Origin of the sequence: Nocardioides dokdonensis FR1436, assembly GCF_001653335.1 — a bacterium.
Classification (GTDB): Bacteria; Actinomycetota; Actinomycetes; order Propionibacteriales; family Nocardioidaceae; genus Nocardioides; species Nocardioides dokdonensis.
Genome location: NZ_CP015079.1, coordinates 787,782 through 805,094, shown reverse-complemented (window position 1 = coordinate 805,094; position 17,313 = coordinate 787,782). Strand labels below are relative to the sequence as shown.

The 17,313-nt window shown below is 71.0% G+C and carries 15 protein-coding genes; 14 read left to right on the top strand and 1 reads right to left on the bottom strand.

The features are described from left to right. The first annotated feature begins 75 nt into the window (after nucleotides 1-75). From I601_RS03885 to I601_RS03825, 13 genes are read left to right on the top strand one after another with little or no spacing between them, the layout of a single operon-like run. Nucleotides 76-750 (top strand): NADH-quinone oxidoreductase subunit C, encoded by a 675-nt coding sequence (locus I601_RS03885; protein ID WP_068114302.1) that lies wholly within the window; start codon nucleotides 76-78, stop codon nucleotides 748-750. Continuing rightward, the gene (locus tag I601_RS03880) at nucleotides 750-2,120 is read left to right on the top strand and encodes an NADH-quinone oxidoreductase subunit D (RefSeq protein ID WP_068106679.1); all 1,371 of its coding nucleotides are present in this window, start codon (nucleotides 750-752) and stop codon (nucleotides 2,118-2,120) included. The genes I601_RS03885 and I601_RS03880 overlap by 1 nt, the downstream gene beginning before the upstream one ends. After that, a complete protein-coding gene (gene nuoE / locus I601_RS03875) occupies nucleotides 2,117-2,911 on the top strand; it encodes an NADH-quinone oxidoreductase subunit NuoE (RefSeq protein ID WP_068106677.1) in 795 nt (264 codons plus the stop codon). The genes I601_RS03880 and nuoE overlap by 4 nt, the downstream gene beginning before the upstream one ends. A 2-nt stretch (nucleotides 2,912-2,913) precedes the next feature. After that, on the top strand, nucleotides 2,914-4,236 hold the full coding sequence (gene nuoF, locus I601_RS03870; protein WP_068114299.1) for an NADH-quinone oxidoreductase subunit NuoF: 1,323 nt from the start codon (nucleotides 2,914-2,916) through the stop codon (nucleotides 4,234-4,236). Continuing rightward, nucleotides 4,233-6,671 (top strand): NADH-quinone oxidoreductase subunit G, encoded by a 2,439-nt coding sequence (locus I601_RS03865; protein ID WP_068106674.1) that lies wholly within the window; start codon nucleotides 4,233-4,235, stop codon nucleotides 6,669-6,671. Before nuoF ends, I601_RS03865 begins: the two co-directional genes overlap by 4 nt. Continuing rightward, the gene (gene nuoH / locus I601_RS03860; protein ID WP_068106672.1) at nucleotides 6,668-7,969 is read left to right on the top strand and encodes an NADH-quinone oxidoreductase subunit NuoH; all 1,302 of its coding nucleotides are present in this window, start codon (nucleotides 6,668-6,670) and stop codon (nucleotides 7,967-7,969) included. Before I601_RS03865 ends, nuoH begins: the two co-directional genes overlap by 4 nt. Nucleotide 7,970: 1 nt before the next feature. Then, nucleotides 7,971-8,552 carry an NADH-quinone oxidoreductase subunit NuoI gene (nuoI, locus tag I601_RS03855; RefSeq protein ID WP_068106670.1) on the top strand — a complete coding sequence of 194 codons (582 nt, stop codon included), beginning with the start codon at nucleotides 7,971-7,973 and terminating at the stop codon, nucleotides 8,550-8,552. After that, a complete protein-coding gene (locus I601_RS03850) occupies nucleotides 8,549-9,430 on the top strand; it encodes an NADH-quinone oxidoreductase subunit J (RefSeq protein WP_084527106.1) in 882 nt (293 codons plus the stop codon). Before nuoI ends, I601_RS03850 begins: the two co-directional genes overlap by 4 nt. Next, nucleotides 9,430-9,732 (top strand): NADH-quinone oxidoreductase subunit NuoK, encoded by a 303-nt coding sequence (gene nuoK / locus I601_RS03845; protein WP_068106668.1) that lies wholly within the window; start codon nucleotides 9,430-9,432, stop codon nucleotides 9,730-9,732. Before I601_RS03850 ends, nuoK begins: the two co-directional genes overlap by 1 nt. Nucleotides 9,733-9,745: 13 nt before the next feature. After that, nucleotides 9,746-11,677, top strand: a complete 1,932-nt coding sequence (gene nuoL / locus I601_RS03840) for an NADH-quinone oxidoreductase subunit L (protein WP_084527996.1) — start codon at nucleotides 9,746-9,748, stop codon at nucleotides 11,675-11,677. Next, nucleotides 11,677-13,269 carry an NADH-quinone oxidoreductase subunit M gene (locus tag I601_RS03835; RefSeq protein ID WP_068106662.1) on the top strand — a complete coding sequence of 531 codons (1,593 nt, stop codon included), beginning with the start codon at nucleotides 11,677-11,679 and terminating at the stop codon, nucleotides 13,267-13,269. Before nuoL ends, I601_RS03835 begins: the two co-directional genes overlap by 1 nt. Further along, nucleotides 13,269-14,858 (top strand): NADH-quinone oxidoreductase subunit NuoN, encoded by a 1,590-nt coding sequence (gene nuoN, locus I601_RS03830; protein WP_068106659.1) that lies wholly within the window; start codon nucleotides 13,269-13,271, stop codon nucleotides 14,856-14,858. The genes I601_RS03835 and nuoN overlap by 1 nt, the downstream gene beginning before the upstream one ends. Continuing rightward, nucleotides 14,855-15,877 carry a polyprenyl synthetase family protein gene (locus tag I601_RS03825; RefSeq protein WP_068106657.1) on the top strand — a complete coding sequence of 341 codons (1,023 nt, stop codon included), beginning with the start codon at nucleotides 14,855-14,857 and terminating at the stop codon, nucleotides 15,875-15,877. The genes nuoN and I601_RS03825 overlap by 4 nt, the downstream gene beginning before the upstream one ends. Before the next feature lie 15 nt (nucleotides 15,878-15,892). On the opposite strand, the gene rarD is transcribed toward I601_RS03825, so the two are convergent. Then, on the bottom strand, nucleotides 15,893-16,801 hold the full coding sequence (gene rarD / locus I601_RS03820) for an EamA family transporter RarD (protein ID WP_068106654.1): 909 nt from the start codon (nucleotides 16,799-16,801) through the stop codon (nucleotides 15,893-15,895). An 89-nt stretch (nucleotides 16,802-16,890) separates the two neighbouring features. Between rarD and I601_RS03815 the strand changes: the two genes are divergently transcribed. Continuing rightward, entirely contained in the window at nucleotides 16,891-17,301 is a 411-nt protein-coding gene (locus I601_RS03815) for a hypothetical protein (protein ID WP_068106650.1), read from the top strand. Nucleotides 17,302-17,313: the final 12 nt, after the last annotated feature.

The following is a 17,313-nucleotide window of genomic DNA, read 5'->3' as shown; positions in this document are numbered from 1 at the left end:
GACGTCACCAAGGCGACCCCCGACGCCCCGGAGCAGACCCCCGGTCGTCCCGCGGTCGAGAAGTCGCCCGAGAACCTGCCCTCGCCCCCGGGCCAGGTGCACCAGGTCGGCACCCGGCACGGCATGTTCGGCGTGCGCGGCACCGGCGACACCAGCGGGTACGGCGGGCTGGTCTCGGCCATCGCCTACCCCGCACCCGCCCAGCGCCCCTACGGCGGCTGGTTCGACGAGGTCGCCGACGCGCTCGAGCAGGCGACCCGCGCGGCCGGTGTGGAGTCGGCGATCGGCAGCGTGGTCGTGCACCGCGGCGAGATCACCTTCCACGTGCGCCGCGAGGACCTCCTGGCGGTGGCCCGCGTGCTGCGCGACGACCCGGCGCTGCGCTTCGAGCTGTGCTCCAGCGTCAGCGGCGTGCACTACCCCGAGGACACCGGTCGCGAGATGCACGTGGTGCACCACCTGCTCTCGATGACCCACAACCGCCGGATCCGGCTCGAGGTCGCCGCACCCGACGCCGACCCGCACGTGCCCTCGGTCGTCGCGGTCTACCCGACCGCCGACTGGCACGAGCGCGAGACCTACGACATGTTCGGGATCGTCTTCGACGGCCACCCGGGCCTGGCCCGCATCCTGATGCCCGACGACTGGCCGGGCCACCCCCAGCGCAAGGACTACCCGCTGGGCGGCATCCCCGTGGAGTACAAGGGCGGCACCGTGCCGCCTCCCGACCAGCGGAGGTCGTACAACTGATGGCAACCACCGATCCCGGCACCGGCTCCACCGCGGGCGAGCAGGACCTCTACGCCGGCACCCAGGAGACCTCCGAGGGCCGCGTCTTCACCGTCTCCGGCCAGGACTGGGACTCCATCACGGAGGGTCTCGAGGACGGCGTCGACGAGCGCGTCATCGTCAACATGGGCCCCCAGCACCCCTCGACCCACGGCGTGCTGCGCCTCATCCTCGAGCTCGAGGGCGAGACGGTCACCGAGGCCCGTTGCGGCATCGGCTACCTGCACACGGGCATCGAGAAGAACATGGAGTACCGCACCTGGGTCCAGGGCGTGACGTTCTGCACCCGGATGGACTACCTCTCGCCGTTCTACAACGAGATGACCTACGTGCTGGGCGTCGAGCGGCTCCTCGACATCGAGGACGACATCCCCGAGAAGGCCCAGGTCATGCGGGTGCTCCTGATGGAGCTCAACCGTCTCTCCTCCCACCTGGTGGCGATCGCGACCGGTGGCATGGAGCTCGGCGCGCTGACCGTGATGACCATCGGCTTCCGCGAGCGCGAGCTGGTCCTCGACCTGTTCGAGCTGATCACCGGCCTGCGGATGAACCACGCGTTCATCCGACCCGGTGGGGTCGCCCAGGACCTGCCCCCGGGTGCTCTCGACGAGATCCGCGGCTTCCTCGACCTGATGCGCAAGCGCCTGCCCGAGTACGCCGCGCTGTGCAACGCCAACCCGATCTTCAAGGCGCGCCTCGAGGGCGTGGGCCACCTCGACCTCGAGGGCTGCCTGGCGCTGGGCCTGACCGGCCCGCCGCTGCGCGCCACCGGCTACCCGTGGGACCTGCGCAAGAGCGAGCCGTACTGCGGCTACGAGACCTACGACTTCGACGTCCAGACCTGGGACACCGCCGACGCCTACGGCCGCTTCCGGATCCGCCTCGCGGAGATGTGGGAGTCGCTGAAGATCGTCGAGCAGGCCGCCGAGCGGCTCGCCGGTCTCGAAGGCGCACCGGTGATGGTGAGCGACAAGAAGATCGCCTGGCCCAGCCAGCTCTCGATCGGCTCCGACGGCATGGGCAACAGCCTCGACCACATCCGCCACATCATGGGCGAGTCGATGGAGGGGCTGATCCACCACTTCAAGCTCGTCACCGAGGGCTTCCGGGTCCCCGCGGGACAGGCCTACGTGCCGGTGGAGTCCCCCCGCGGCGAGCTCGGCGCGCACGTCGTCTCCGACGGCGGCACCCGACCGTTCCGGGCGCACTTCCGCGACCCGTCCTTCACCAACCTGCAGGCGACGTCCGTGATGAGCGAGGGCGGCATGGTCGCCGACATCATCGTGGCGATCGCCTCGATCGACCCCGTCATGGGAGGCGTCGACAGATGAGTCTCAGCGAGACCACCCTCGGCGAGCTGCGCGAGATCGCCGCCCGCTACCCCGAGGCCCGCTCGGGCCTGCTGCCGATGCTGCACCTGGTGCAGTCCAGCGAGGGTCGGGTGACCCCCGAGGGCATCGAGGCCTGCGCCGACGTCCTCGGGATCTCCGCGGCCGAGGTGAGCGGCGTGGCGACCTTCTACACGATGTACAAGCGCCGCCCCGTCGGCGACTACCACGTCGGGGTCTGCACCAACACGCTCTGCGCCGTGATGGGCGGGGACCAGATCTTCGAGCGTCTCAAGGACCACCTCGAGGTCGGCAACGACGAGACCACGACCGACGGCTCGATCACCCTCGAGCACGTCGAGTGCAACGCGGCCTGCGACTACGCGCCGGTCATGATGGTCAACTGGGAGTTCATGGACAACATGACCCCCGACTCCGCGGTGGCGCTGGTCGACGACCTGCGTGCCGGCAAGGAGGTCACCTCCACCCGAGGCCCGCGCGTGTGCACCTGGCGCGAGGCCGAGCGGGTGCTCGCCGGGTTCCCCGACGGCCGCGTCGACGAGGGCCCGGGCGCCGGTCCGGCCTCGCTGGTCGGGCTCGAGATCGCCCAGGAGCGGGGCTGGGCCGCCCCCAGCAGCACCCGGTCCGGCAGCGCCGCGCAGGTCCACGGGGACCCCGCGCACCACGTCGAGGCCGCCGCCGACTCCGACGCCTCGTTGCAGGCCGAGTCGGCCGCCGTCGAGGAGAGCAGCGGCAGCGGCGAGTCCGCCGCGGAGAAGAAGGAGGCGCAGTGAGCATCGACACCCTGACCCCGGTCCTCACCGCCAACTGGGGCGCCGAGCGCTCCTGGACCCTGGCGTCCTACGAGGAGCACGGCGGCTACGCCGGCCTGCGCACCGCGCTGGCCATGGCTCCCGACGACGTCATCACGGCCGTCAAGGACTCCGGTCTGCGCGGGCGCGGTGGCGCGGGCTTCCCCACGGGCATGAAGTGGGGCTTCATCCCCCAGGACAACCCCAAGCCCAAGTACCTCGTGGTCAACGCCGACGAGTCCGAGCCGGGCACCTGCAAGGACATCCCGCTCATGATGGCCAGCCCGCACACGCTGGTCGAGGGCGTCATCATCAGCTCCTACGCGATCCGCGCCCACCAGGCCTTCATCTACATCCGCGGCGAGGTGCTGCACGTGATCCGCCGGGTGCAGGCGGCCGTCGACGAGGCGTACGCCGCGGGGCACCTCGGCAAGAACATCCACGGCACCGGCTACGACCTCGACATCGTGGTGCACGCCGGCGCCGGCGCCTACATCTGTGGCGAGGAGACCGCGCTGCTCGAGGGCCTCGAGGGCCGCCGCGGCCAGCCGCGCCTGCGCCCGCCGTTCCCCGCGGTCGCCGGCCTCTACGCCAGCCCCACGGTCATCAACAACGTCGAGTCCATCGCCTCGGTGCCCAGCATCATCGCCAACGGCGCCGACTGGTTCGCCTCGATGGGCACCGAGAAGTCCAAGGGCTTCGGCATCTTCTCGCTCTCGGGCCACGTGACGCGTCCCGGTCAGTACGAAGCACCCCTGGGCATCACGCTGCGCGAGCTCATCGACCTCGCCGGCGGCATGCGCCAGGGTCCGGACGGACAGCGCCACGAGCTGAAGTTCTGGACCCCCGGCGGCTCCTCGACGCCGCTGCTGACGGCGGAGCACCTCGACCTGCCGCTCGACTTCGAGGGCATGGCCGAGGCCGGCACCATGCTCGGCACCCGCGCCCTGCAGCTCTTCGACGAGACCACCTGCGTGGTGCGCGCCGTGCTGCGGTGGACCGAGTTCTACAAGCACGAGTCCTGCGGCAAGTGCACCCCGTGCCGCGAGGGCACCTGGTGGCTGGTGCAGGTGCTGGCGCGGCTGGAGAAGGGGGTCGGCTCCGAGGAGGACCTCGACCTGCTCCTGGACCAGTGCGACAACATCCTGGGCCGGTCCTTCTGCGCGCTCGCCGACGGTGCCACCAGCCCGATCTCGAGCTCGATCAAGTTCTTCCGCGAGGAGTACCTCGCCCACCTCACCCACGGCGGTTGCCCGTTCGACCCCGCGGCGTCCACCGTCTTCGCCACCGCTGGAGCCCAGGCATGAGCGTTCCCGAGAAGACGTCGGCCGGCACGCCGGCCCCGGACGTCGAGCTGGTCCAGGTGACCATCGACGGCATCGAGGTCAGCGTCCCCCGGGACACCCTGGTCATCCGGGCCGCCGAGCAGGTCGGGGTGCACATCCCCCGCTTCTGCGACCACCCGCTGCTGGAGCCGGCCGGCGCCTGCCGCCAGTGCCTGGTGGAGGTCCCCGACGCCGGCAACGGCCGCGGGTTCCCCAAGCCGCAGGCCTCCTGCACGCTGCCGGTCGCGCCCGGCATGGTCGTCAAGACCCAGGCCACCAGCGCGGTCGCCGACAAGGCCCAGCAGGGGATCATGGAGTTCCTGCTGGTCAACCACCCGCTGGACTGCCCGGTGTGCGACAAGGGCGGTGAGTGCCCGCTGCAGAACCAGGCCATGTCCAACGGCCGTGGCGAGTCGCGCTTCGCCGCCTCGGGTGGCGTCAAGCGCACCTTCCCCAAGCCGATCAACCTCTCGCCCCAGGTGCTGCTGGACCGCGAGCGCTGCATCGTGTGCCAGCGCTGCACCCGCTTCGCCGACGAGATCGCCGGCGACCCCTTCATCGCGCTGATCGAGCGGGGTGCCCAGCAGCAGATCGGCATCGCCGAGTCGGCGCCGTTCCTGTCCTACTTCTCCGGCAACACGATCCAGATCTGCCCCGTCGGCGCGCTGACCTCGGAGTCCTACCGGTTCCGCTCGCGCCCCTTCGACCTCGTCTCCACCCCCAGCGTCGCCGAGCACGACGCCTGCGGCGCCGCGATCCGCGTCGACCACCGCCGCGGCAAGGTGATGCGCCGCCTCGCCGGCAACGACCCCGAGGTCAACGAGGAGTGGATCACCGACAAGGACCGCTTCGCCTTCACCTACGCCGCCCTCGAGGACCGGCTGGGCTACCCCCAGGTCCGCGACGGGGACGGCTCGCTGCGCCCCGCCTCGTGGCCCGAGGCGTTCGCCGTGGCCGCGCGCGGACTGGCTGCCGCGGGCAGCAGCGCCGTGCTCACCGGAGGGCGTCTCACCGCCGAGGACGCCTACGCCTACGCCAAGCTGGCGCGGGTCTCGCTCGGCACCAACGACATCGACTTCCGCGCCCGGCCGCACTCCGACGAGGAGGCCCAGTTCCTGGCCGCCCACGTCGCGCTCGGTGACCCGCTGGCCGGCGCGGTCACGTTCGCCGACCTCGAGTCCGCGAGCACCGTCGTGCTGGCGGGGCTCGAGCCCGAGGACGAGGCCGGCACGGTGTTCCTGCGCCTGCGCCGCGCCGCACGCCACGGCACCCGCGTCCTGGCCGTGGCGCCGTACCTCACCCGCGGCCTGAGCAAGGTCGACGCGCACCTGGTGCCCACCGCGCCCGGCGCCGAGGCCGCGGCGATCGCGTCCCTGGTCGAGCACACCGAGCACGCCGTCGACGCCACCACGGTGGTGCTGGTCGGCGAGCGCCTGGCCCTGGTGCCCGGTGCCCTGGGTGCTGCCGCCGACCTCGCCGCCCGCACCGGCGCCCGCCTGGCCTGGGTGCCGCGGCGCGCCGGCGACCGCGGCGCGGTCGAGGCAGGCTGCCTGCCGAACCTGCTGCCCGGGGGCCGACCGGTCGCCGAGGCCGCGGCACGCGTCGACGCCGCCACCTCCTGGGGCGTCGACTCGCTGCCCGAGACGCCCGGACGGGACGCCGACGCGATCGTCGCCGCCCTCTCCTCGGGCGATATCGGGGGACTGGTCATCGGGGGCGTCGACCCCGCGGACACCTCCGACCCCGCCGCCACCCGCGCCGCGGTGGCGGCCGCGTCGTTCGTGGTCGCCCTCGACCTGCGCGAGACCGAGGTGACCCGGGTCGCCGACGTGGTCTTCCCGGTCGCCGCCGCGGTCGAGAAGTCCGGCACGTTCGTCAACTGGGAGGGCCGGGTGCGCCCCTTCGAGGCCGTCCTGCCCAGCCCCTCCGCGCTGCCCGACCTGCGGGTGCTGGCCGGCATCTCCGAGGAGCTCGCCGCGCTCGGCCACGGTCGCGCGCTGGGCTTCCGCAGCGTCGACGAGGTCCGGGCCGAGATGTCGGAGCTCGGTCCCTGGGACGGTGCCCGACCCGGCATGGCGATGGTCGAGCCCGCGTCGGGCGACGGCCCCGGCCTGGCGCTGTCGACCTGGAAGCAGCTCATCGACGACGGGTCGCTCCAGGCCGGCGACAAGCACCTCGCCGCCACCGGGCGGCCCGCCGTGGCCCGCCTCAGCCCGGCGACGTACGCCGCCCAGGCCCTGGCCGGCGACGCCGTCACCGTCGTGGGTGACCGCGGCGAGCTGACGCTGCCGGTGGAGCAGGTCGACGGCATGGTCGACGACGTCGTCTGGGTGCCGACCGCCTCGTTCGGCACGTCGGTGCTCGAGCGCCTGGCCTCGCCGGGCAGCCGCGTGCGTGTGAAGGGAGCCTCGCTGTGAACGCCGAACTGCCGCTCTTCGGCCAGGACGTCTGGTGGCTGGTGCTGGTCAAGGCCGTGCTCATCTTCGTCGTGCTGGTGCTGCTGACGCTGTTCAACATCTGGTGGGAGCGGCGGGTCGTGGCCCGCATGCAGCACCGCATCGGCCCCAACGTCAACGGCCCCTTCGGCCTGCTCCAGTCCCTGGCGGACGGGGTGAAGCTCGCGCTGAAGGAGGACATCATCCCCAAGGCGGCCGACAAGGTCGTCTTCGTCCTCGCCCCGGTGCTCGTGGTGGTCCCGGCCTTCGTCACCTTCGCGGTGATCCCGTTCGGCCCCGAGGTCACGATGTTCGGGCAGCGCACCCCGCTGCAGCTGACCGACATGCCCGTGGCGGTGCTCTTCGTGATGGCGATCGCCTCCATCGGCATCTACGGCATCGTGCTCGGCGGCTGGTCCAGCGGCTCGACGTACTCGCTGCTCGGCGGCCTGCGCTCCAGCGCCCAGATGATCTCCTACGAGGTCTCGATGGGCCTCGCGCTCATCGCGGTCTTCCTGTACGCGGGCTCGCTGTCGACCTCCGAGATCGTCGCCGCCCAGGAGGACTGGTGGTTCGGGGCGATCCTGTTCCCCTCCTTCGTGATCTACGTGATCTCGATGGTCGGGGAGACCAACCGCGCGCCCTTCGACCTCCCCGAGGCCGAGGGCGAGCTGGTCGGCGGGTTCCACACCGAGTACTCCTCGCTCAAGTTCGCGCTCTTCTTCCTCGGCGAGTACATCAACATGGCGACCGTCTCGGCGTTGGCCACGACGCTGTTCCTCGGCGGGTGGCGGGCACCGTTCTGGATCGACGAGGTCTGGGCCGGCGCCAACGAGGGCTACGTGCCCGTCATCTGGTTCTTCGCCAAGATGCTCGGGTTCATCTTCTTCTTCATCTGGCTGCGCGGCACGCTGCCCCGGATGCGCTACGACCAGTTCATGAACCTGGGCTGGAAGGTGCTGATCCCGTTCGCGCTGGCCTGGGTCGTCCTGGTCGCCACGATGCGCTACGTCTCCACGGCCTACGACTTCGGCACCCAGGAGATCCTCATCGGCGGTGGGGTCCTGCTGGCCCTGATCCTCCTGTGGGGGTTCTTCGGCTCCGACGAGCCCGAGGTCGCCGACCAGCCCGACCACACCGCACCGACCGGCGCCTACCCGGTGCCGCCCATGCCCGGCGGGGGCCCCGTCCGCGGCGCCGCCGCACCGCTCACGTTCCCGTCGTCCCGCACGCAGGCCACGGTCACCACCGGCGCCCCGGGCACCACCGAGGAGAGCTGACATGGCAGAGAGTTCCAAGAGCATCAAGGAGCAGTTCTGGGACCCCGTCGCGGGTTTCGGGGTCACGTTCCGCACCATGTTCCGCAAGGTCGTCACCGAGCAGTACCCCTTCGAGAAGCTGCCGACCGCACCGCGGTTCCACGGCCGCCACCAGCTCAACCGCTGGCCCGACGGGCTGGAGAAGTGCATCGGGTGCGAGCTGTGCGCCTGGGCCTGCCCCGCTGACGCGATCTACGTCGAGGGCGCCGGCAACAGCGACGACCCCGACTCCGAGGGCCGCTTCAGCCCCGGCGAGCGCTACGGCGCCGTCTACCAGATCAACTACCTGCGCTGCATCCTGTGCGGGCTGTGCATCGAGGCGTGCCCGACGCGGGCGCTGACCATGACCAACGAGTACGAGCTGGCCGACTCCACCCGCGAGAGCCTGATCTACGAGAAGTCCGACCTGCTCGCGCCGCTGCTCCCGGGCATGGAGCAGCCTCCGCACGCGATGCTGCTCGGCGACGACGAGACCGACTACTACCGCGGCCAGTACGCCGCCCCGGCCCCCGGCGCCGGCGGCACCGAGGAGGCCCCCCGGTGATCGTCTTCTGGATCCTGGCCCCCCTCATGGTGGCGGCCGCCCTCGGCGTCGTCCTGGTGCGCCGCGCGGTGCACTCGGCCCTGCTGCTGGCCGTGGTGATGATCAGCCTCGCGGTGGTCTACCTGAGCCTCGACGCGCCGTTCCTCTTCGCGGTGCAGATCATCGTCTACACCGGCGCGATCATGATGCTGTTCCTGTTCGTGCTGATGCTCGTCGGCGTCGACGCCGCCGACTCGCTGGTCGAGACGATCCGCGGGCAGCGGGTGCTGGCAGTGCTGGCGGGCCTGGTGATGGGCACGCTGCTGGTCGTGCTGGTCGCCCAGATGTCGCTGGGCACGATGACCGGGATGACCGGCGCGAACGCCGGCGGCAACATCGAGGGGCTCGCCGACCTGCTCTTCGGGCGGTACGTCCTGGCCTTCGAGGCCACCGCGGCCCTGCTGATCACCGCCGCCGTGGGCGCCATGCTGCTGGCCCACCGCGAGCGCCTGGAGCCCAAGGAGGGCCAGCAGGCGATGGCCGCGCGCCGGGTGCGCGAGTACGGCGAGTCCGGCAAGCACCTCGGTCCGCTGCCCGCCCCGGGCGTCTACGCCCGGCACAACGCGGTCGACACCCCGGCGCTGCTGCCCGACGGCACCCCGCTGCTCAGCTCGGTCTCGCGGGTGCTGGCCGCGCGCGGCACCGTGCGCTCGGCCCCGGCCCTGGCCGAGGACATCGACGAGGTGCAGCGCACCCTCGACGGCGTGCGGGGCGTCTCCGGCGGAGCCGCGAGCGCGACCGACACGTCCGCGGGCGCCGGTCACAACACCGAGAACCCCGAGGACCCCCACCGCCCCGACCGCACCGGCCCGGCCGACCAGCCCGAGGGAGACGAGTGATGGACGACGTCACCCCCTACATCGTGCTGAGCACGATCCTGTTCACGATCGGCACCGTGGGCGTGCTCACGCGGCGCAACGCGATCGTCGTCTTCATGTGCGTGGAGCTGATGCTCAACGCCTGCAACCTCGCGCTGGTCGCCTTCGCCAAGCAGCACGGCAACCTCGACGGCCAGGTCGCCGCCTTCTTCGTGATGGTGGTGGCCGCAGCCGAGGTCGTGGTCGGGCTCGCGATCATCATGACCATCTTCCGGACTCGTCGCTCGGCCTCGGTCGACGACGCGAGCCTGCTGAAGTACTAGGAGCATGCCGCAGATGTTTCTCATGTCCGAGGGTGGCGCAGCCATCCCCGTGATCGACCCCGTGGGCGCCGATGGTGTCTTCTCCCTGCTGTGGCTGGTCATCGCGCTGCCGCTGGCCGGTGCCGCGCTCCTGCTGCTCGGCGGTCGGCGTACGGACGCGTGGGGCCACTGGCTCGGCACGCTCACCGCCGTCGGCTCCTTCGCCCTCAGCGTCGTGCTCTTCGTGTCGATGCTGGGTCGCGACGAGGGCGAGCGCCAGGTCGTGCAGCACCTGTACGACTGGATGCGCGTCGGTGACCTCACGGTCTCCATCGACCTGCTCCTCGACCCGCTGTCGGTGCTGTTCCTGCTCCTCATCACCGGTGTCGGCTCACTGATCCACGTCTACTCCATCGGCTACATGGAGCACGACCCCCGTCGTCGCCGCTTCTTCGCCTACCTCAACCTCTTCGTCGCCGCCATGCTGATGCTGGTGCTCAGCGAGAACTACCTCGGCCTGTTCCTGGGCTGGGAGGGCGTCGGCCTGGCCTCGTACCTGCTCATCGGGTTCTGGCAGCACAAGCCCTCGGCGGCCGCCGCGGCCAAGAAGGCCTTCGTCGTCAACCGTGTCGGCGACATCGGGCTCAGCCTCGGCATCGCGCTCTTCTTCGTCACCTTCGGCTCGACCAGCTTCAGCGTGATCAGCGCCAACGCCTCCGGCGCCGGCGAGGGCGTGCTGACGGCGCTGGGCCTGCTGCTCCTCCTCGCAGCCTGCGGCAAGTCCGCGCAGGTGCCGCTGCAGTCGTGGCTGCTCGACGCCATGGAGGGCCCCACCCCGGTCTCCGCGCTCATCCACGCCGCGACCATGGTCACCGCCGGTGTCTACCTCGTGGTGCGCTCGAACTTCGTCTTCGAGCTCGCCCCGCACGCGCAGACCGCGGTCATCGTCGTCGCCACCGTCACGCTCCTGTGGGGTGCGGTCATCGGTTGTGCCAAGGACGACATCAAGAAGGCCCTGGCCGGTTCCACGATGAGCCAGATCGGCTACATGATGCTGGCCGCCGGGCTCGGCGTGTACGGCTACGCCTTCGCGATCTTCCACCTCATCACCCACGGCTTCTTCAAGGCCAACATGTTCCTGGGGGCCGGTTCGGTCATGCACGGCATGGACGACGAGGTCGACATGCGCCGCTACGGCGGCCTGCGCAAGCTGATGCCGGTCACCTTCCTGACCTTCGCGATGGGCTACCTCGCGATCATCGGCTTCCCGCTGTTCTCGGGCTTCTGGTCCAAGGACAAGATCATCGAGACCGCGCTCGTCGAGAGCCCGATCGCCGGCGCCGCCGCGCTGATCGGCGCCGGCGTCACCGGCTTCTACATGACCCGGCTGATGCTGATGACCTTCTTCGGCGAGAAGCGCTGGAAGGACGGCACGCACCCCCACGAGTCGCCCTCGGTGATGACCGGCCCGCTGGTCGCGCTCGCCGCGCTGTCGGTCCTGGGCGGGCTCCTGCTCCTGGGCCACTGGATCGTCGACTGGCTCGCGCCGGTCGTCGGCACCATCCCCGAGCACGAGCCGCCGGTCCCGGCGATCGTGATCACCGCTGCGATCCTCGTCGCGGTCGGCCTCGGCGTCGCGGTCGCGTGGGTCCTGTTCGGCAAGCGGGCCGTCCCGGTCGACGCACCGCAGGACGTCTCCTTCGCCACCCGTGCCGCACGCGCCGACCTCTACGGCGACACCATCAACGAGACCCTGGTCATCAACCCGGGACGGCGCGCCGCCGTGGGGCTCACCCGCGGTGACCGCAGCCTGGTCGACGCGCTGTTCACCGGCGGGGCCGGTGTCACGGCCGCGCTCGGTGGCCAGCTGCGCAAGGTCCAGAACGGTTTCGTGCGCTCCTACGCCCTCTCCGTGCTCGGCGGAGTCATCCTCGTCGTCGCGGCGCTCCTGGTGGTGAACCTCTGATGTCTGACTTCCCCTGGCTCAGCCTCCTGATCCTGCTTCCCCTCGTCGGGGCGGTGGCGATCCCGTTCCTGCGCACCTCGCCGACGCTGGTCAAGCAGGTCGGTCTGGGTGTCTCCCTCGGCACGCTGGCGCTCGCCGTCGCGGTCGCCTTCCAGTACGACGTCGACGGGGGCATGCAGCTCACCGAGACCCACGACTGGATCAGCGCCTTCGGGGTCCACTACGCCCTCGGCCTCGACGGTCTCGGCCTGCTCCTGGTGCTGCTGACCGCGGTGCTGGTGCCGATCGTGCTGCTGGCGTCCTGGCGCGACCACGAGGGCTACCTCGACGGGGGCGAGCAGGGCTCGCCCGCCGCGTTCGTCGCCTGGGCACTGGCCCTCGAGGCCCTCTCGCTCGCGGTCTTCATGGCCACCGACGTCTTCCTGTTCTACGTCGTCTTCGAGGCGACCCTGATCCCCGCCTACTTCCTCATCGGCGGCTTCGGGCGGGTGGGTCGCAGCGCGGCCGCGATCAAGTTCCTGATGTTCCAGCTCGCCGGCGGCCTGGTGCTGCTCGGTGGCGTCATCGGCCTCTACGTCGTCTCCGCCCAGCAGGGCACGCCGTCGTACCTGCTCTCCGACCTCGCCGAGCTCGACATCAGCACCAGTGCCGGGCGTTGGCTCTTCGCCGCCTTCTTCATCGCCTTCGCGATCAAGGCGCCGCTGTTCCCGGTGCACACCTGGCTGGCCGACACCACCGAGCGGGCCACCCCCGGCACCGCGGTGCTGCTGGTCTGCGTGCTCGACAAGATCGGCACCTTCGGGATGCTCCGCTTCTGCCTGGGGCTGTTCCCCGAGGCCTCGCAGTGGGCGACCCCCCTGGTGGTGGTCCTCGCGCTGGTCTCGATCGTCTACGGCGCGCTGGTGGCCATCGGCCAGGACGACCTGATGCGCCTGATCGGTCTGACCTCGCTGAGCCACTTCGGCTTCATCACCCTGGGCATCTTCGTCTTCTCGACGCAGGGCGGCACCGGTTCGATCCTCTACATGGTCAACCACGGTCTCGGCACCGCGGCGCTGTTCCTGGTGGCGGGCTTCATCGTCCAGCGCCGGGGCACCGCCTCGATCCGCGAGATGGGCGGGATCGAGAAGCTCACCCCGGTCCTCGCCGGCCTGTTCCTGATCGCCGGCCTGGCGGCGCTGGGCCTGCCCGGCCTGAGCACCTTCGTCTCCGAGATGCTCGTCATCATCGCGGCCTTCCAGTACGCCTGGTACGTCGGCGCGGTGGCGGTCACCGGCATCGTGCTGGCCGCCATCTACGCCCTGTGGATGTACCAGCGCACCATGACCGGCCCGGGCCTCGACCCGGTGCCCGGCACGGTGGCGACGACCCGCGACATCACGCTGCGCGAGACGGTCGCCGTGGCTCCGCTCTTCGTGGGCCTGGTGTTCTTCGGCTTCTACCCGCTGCCGCTGATGGAGGCCTCCGACCCCTACGTCGGTGACCTGCTCAGCCAGGTGGGCGTCAGTGACGACCCGCCGGAGGTGACCGCGCCCGCCGCGGGCACCGACGTGCACAGCGACAGCGACACCGCCGAGGAGGGCGAGAACTGATGGGCCCCGAGTTCACCAAGCCGCTGATGGAGTACGCCAGCATCTGGCCGCTCTTCGTGGTCTTCGGCGTCGCCTGCCTCGGGCTCCTCGCTGAGGCCTTCCTGCCCCGCGAGCGCCGTCACGGCGTCCAGGTGGTGCTGGCCGTCGCCGGTCTGCTCGCCGCCCTCGTGGGCACCGTGCTGATCGGCATGGACCTGGAGCCGACCGAGGGCGGCGCCGCCCGCGGCCTGATCGGTGCGGCCGGGTCGGTCGTCGTCGACGGCCCGACCGTCTTCATCTGGGGGCTCCTGCTGGTCTTCGCCCTCGGTGGCGTGGCGCTCTTCGCCGAGCGCCGCCTCGAGAGCGGGGTCTCGGCCTTCGCCGGCCAGGCCGCAGCCCTCCCGGGCACCGAGGCCGAGCGCCGGGCCCAGGGCCTCGACCACAGCGAGGTCTACCCGCTGCTGATGTTCGCCGTCACCGGCATGCTGCTCTTCCCGGCCTCGGGCGACCTGCTGACCATGTTCGTGGCGCTCGAGGTGCTCTCGCTGCCGCTCTACCTGCTCTGCGGCCTGGCGCGACGCCGGCGCCTGCTCAGCCAGGAGGCGGCGCTGAAGTACTTCCTGCTGGGCGCGTTCTCCTCCGGCTTCTTCCTCTACGGCGTCGCGCTGGTCTACGGCTTCGCCGGGTCCATGGACCTGGCGGCGATCGACGCGGCGGTGCGCAACGACACCGGCAACCGGGCCCTGCTGCTCGTGGGCATCGGCATGCTGATGGTCGGCGTGTTCTTCAAGGTCGGCGCCGTGCCGTTCCACTCCTGGACGCCGGACGTCTACCAGGGCGCCCCGACCGCGGTGACCGCCTTCATGGCCGCCGGCACCAAGGTCGCCGCCTTCGGCGCGATGCTGCGCCTGCTCTACGTCGCCTTCGGCGCCGAGCGCTGGTCCTGGCAGCCGATGCTGTGGGTCGTGGCCATCCTCACGATGCTCGTGGGCGCGGTGCTCGCGATCGTGCAGACCGACGTGAAGCGGATGCTGGCCTACTCCGCGATCGCCCACACCGGCTTCCTGATCACCGGCGTGCTCGGCGTGCAGAGCGCCAGCGAGCTCGCCGAGGGCCAGATCACCGCGCTGCAGTCGGTGCTGTTCTACCTGGCGGCCTACAGCTTCGCGACCATGGGCGCCTTCGCGATCGTCACGCTGGTGCGCGACTCCTCCGGTGAGGCGACCCGGATGGCGCGCTGGGCCGGGCTCGGGCGGCGCTCGCCGATCGTGGCCGGCGCGTTCGCGTTCTTCCTGCTCTCGATGGCCGGCATCCCGCTGACCGCGGGCTTCACCGGCAAGTGGGCGGTCTTCACCGTCGCGCTCGCCGCAGGGGCCTGGCCGGTCGTGCTCGTGGCGATCCTCGCCAGCGTGCTGTCGGTGTACTTCTACGTCAACCAGATCCGGATCATGTACTTCGCCGAGCCCGAGGGCGAGGTCGCCTCGGTGACCACGCCGTCGATGCTGACCACCGTCGTCATCGCCGTCGGGGTGATCGGCACCCTGGCCCTGGGCGTCGTGCCGGGGCCGGTGCTGGACCTGGCGGCGGATGCCGGACAATTCATCAGGTGAGCTCGACCCCGCCCCTGGCCAACCTGGCCCTGCCCGTCAGTGACGCGGCCCTCGCGACCCGTCTGCAGGAGCGCCTCGACGCGATCGAGGAGCTGCTCGCCGGCTACGTCCAGGGCCGCACCAAGTACGTCTCCGACGCGGCGGCGCACCTGCTGGCCGCCGGCGGCAAGCGCTTCCGCCCGCTCCTGGTGCTGCTGGCCGCCGAGGCCGGCGACGACCCCGGTGCCGAGGACGTGCTGACGGCCGCCTGCGTCGTCGAGATCACGCACCTGGGCTCGCTCTACCACGACGACGTGATGGACGAGGCCGCGCTGCGTCGCGGCGCGGACTCGGCCAACGCGCGGTGGGACAACCTGGTCGCCATCCTCACCGGCGACTTCCTCTTCGCCCGGTCCTCCGAGCTCACCTCCCGCCTGGGCGCCGACGCCGTCCGCATCCAGGCCGAGACGTTCACCCGCCTGGTCGAGGGGCAGATCCTCGAGACGGTCGACCCCGGTCCCGGTGAGGATCCGCTCCAGCACTACCTCGACGTGGTGGCCGGCAAGACCGGTTCGCTGATCGCCACCTCGGCCCGCTACGGCGCCCGCTTCAGCGGCGCCTCACGGGAGGTCGAGGAGGCGCTGGCGGCGTACGGCGAGATCGTCGGCTCGGCCTTCCAGCTCTCCGACGACATCCTCGACGTCGCCTCGGAGTCCGACGAGTCCGGCAAGACGCCCGGCACCGACCTGCGCGAGGGTGTGGCCACGCTGCCGGTGCTGATGGCCCGGGCGGGCTGCGCCGGCTCCGAGGACCCCGCCGACGTACGGCTCCTCGAGCTGCTCGACGCGGACCTCGAGGACGACGCGCTGCTCGCCGAGACCCTCATGCTGCTGCGCCGACACCCGGCGATGGACGAGGCCCGCGACTACGTCCTGGCCCGGGCCGAGGAGGCCAAGCGCCACCTCGACGTGCTCGCCCCGGGCCCGGTGCGCGATGCGCTGGCCGACTTCGCCGACCTCGTCGCCGTCCGCACCGGCTGAGCCGGGCGGGCGCACTCAGCCGACGGCGGCGGCCACGGTGAGGCGCAGCTGGCGGCGCCGGTGGCGCAGCGCCTCGAACGTGAACATCGCGAGAGCGATCCAGACGAGCACGAACCCGGCCCAGCGCGCGGCCGGCATGTCCTCGCGGAAGTAGAGCACCCCGAGCAGGAACTGCAGGGTCGGGGTGAGGTACTGCAGGAGACCGATGGTGGTCAGCGGGATGCGGGTCGCCGCGGCGCCGAAGCAGAGCAGCGGGACGGCGGTCACGACGCCGGTGGTCGTCAGCAGCAGCGCGTGGCTCAGGCCGTGCGCTCCGAAGTCGGCGTTGCCGCTGCTGCCCAGGAGGGCGAGGTAGCCGAGCGCGACCGGCGCCATGAACAGGGTCTCCAGGGTCAGGCTCGGCACCGCTCCGGCGTTGGCGGTCTTCTTCAGCAGCCCGTAGCTGCCGAAGGAGAGGGCCAGCACGATCGCCACCCAGGGCAGTCGCCCGTAGCCGATGGTGAGCACGACCACGGCGGTGGCCGCGATCCCGAGCGCGATCCACTGGAGCCGGCGCATCCGCTCACCCAGGACCAGGACGCCGAGCAGCACGGTGACCAGGGGGTTGATGTAGTAGCCGAGCGCCGTCTCGACCACCCGGCCGTGGGTGACGCCGTAGATGTAGACGCCCCAGTTGACCGTGATCGTGGCCGCCGCGGCCACCAGCAGCGTCGTGCGCCGCCGGTCGGCGAGCAGGGCGCGCAGCGCCGTGACCTGGTGCAGCGCCACCACCACGATCGTCATGGTCAGCGCCGACCACACGACCCGGTGGCCGAGCATCTCCAGCGCACCTGCGGGTTCGAGCAGGGGGAAGTACAGGGGGAAGGCTCCCCACATCAGGTAGGCGGCGGTCCCCAGCAGGACACCGCGGCGCGACTCGGCCACGACAGCAGGTTAGGCACCGGTGTTTGGCCAGGTCGCAGCGGGGGCAGGTAAAGCCGGACACACCCCCCACACCCTCAGCAGGAGCACACATGCGGACCATCCACCGCGTCCTCGCAGTCCTCACCGGGCTGTTCCTCGTCGCCGGGCTGACGTCCGTCACGGCGCCGGCCAACGCCGCCGAGAAGATCGCGCGCGAGATCACCATCAAGGGCACCGAGCCCAAGCCCAACAAGTTCGTGCTCAAGGGCCGCGTCACCCCGCCCACGGGCACGAAGATCAACGCCATCGTGCAGTTCAAGGAGTGCGGCACCGACTCCAACTGCAAGAAGAGCTGGAAGACCTTCCGCCAGATCAAGACCAACAACAAGGGTCGCTACACCCAGCAGGTGCGCGGTCTTCGCAAGGGCGTCAAGCGGGTCTACTACCGCGTGAAGACCAAGCCCAACGACAAGTACAAGGGCGCTTCCTCGCAGGCGGTCTACATCCACCGGATCTACTGAGCCGGCACCGCA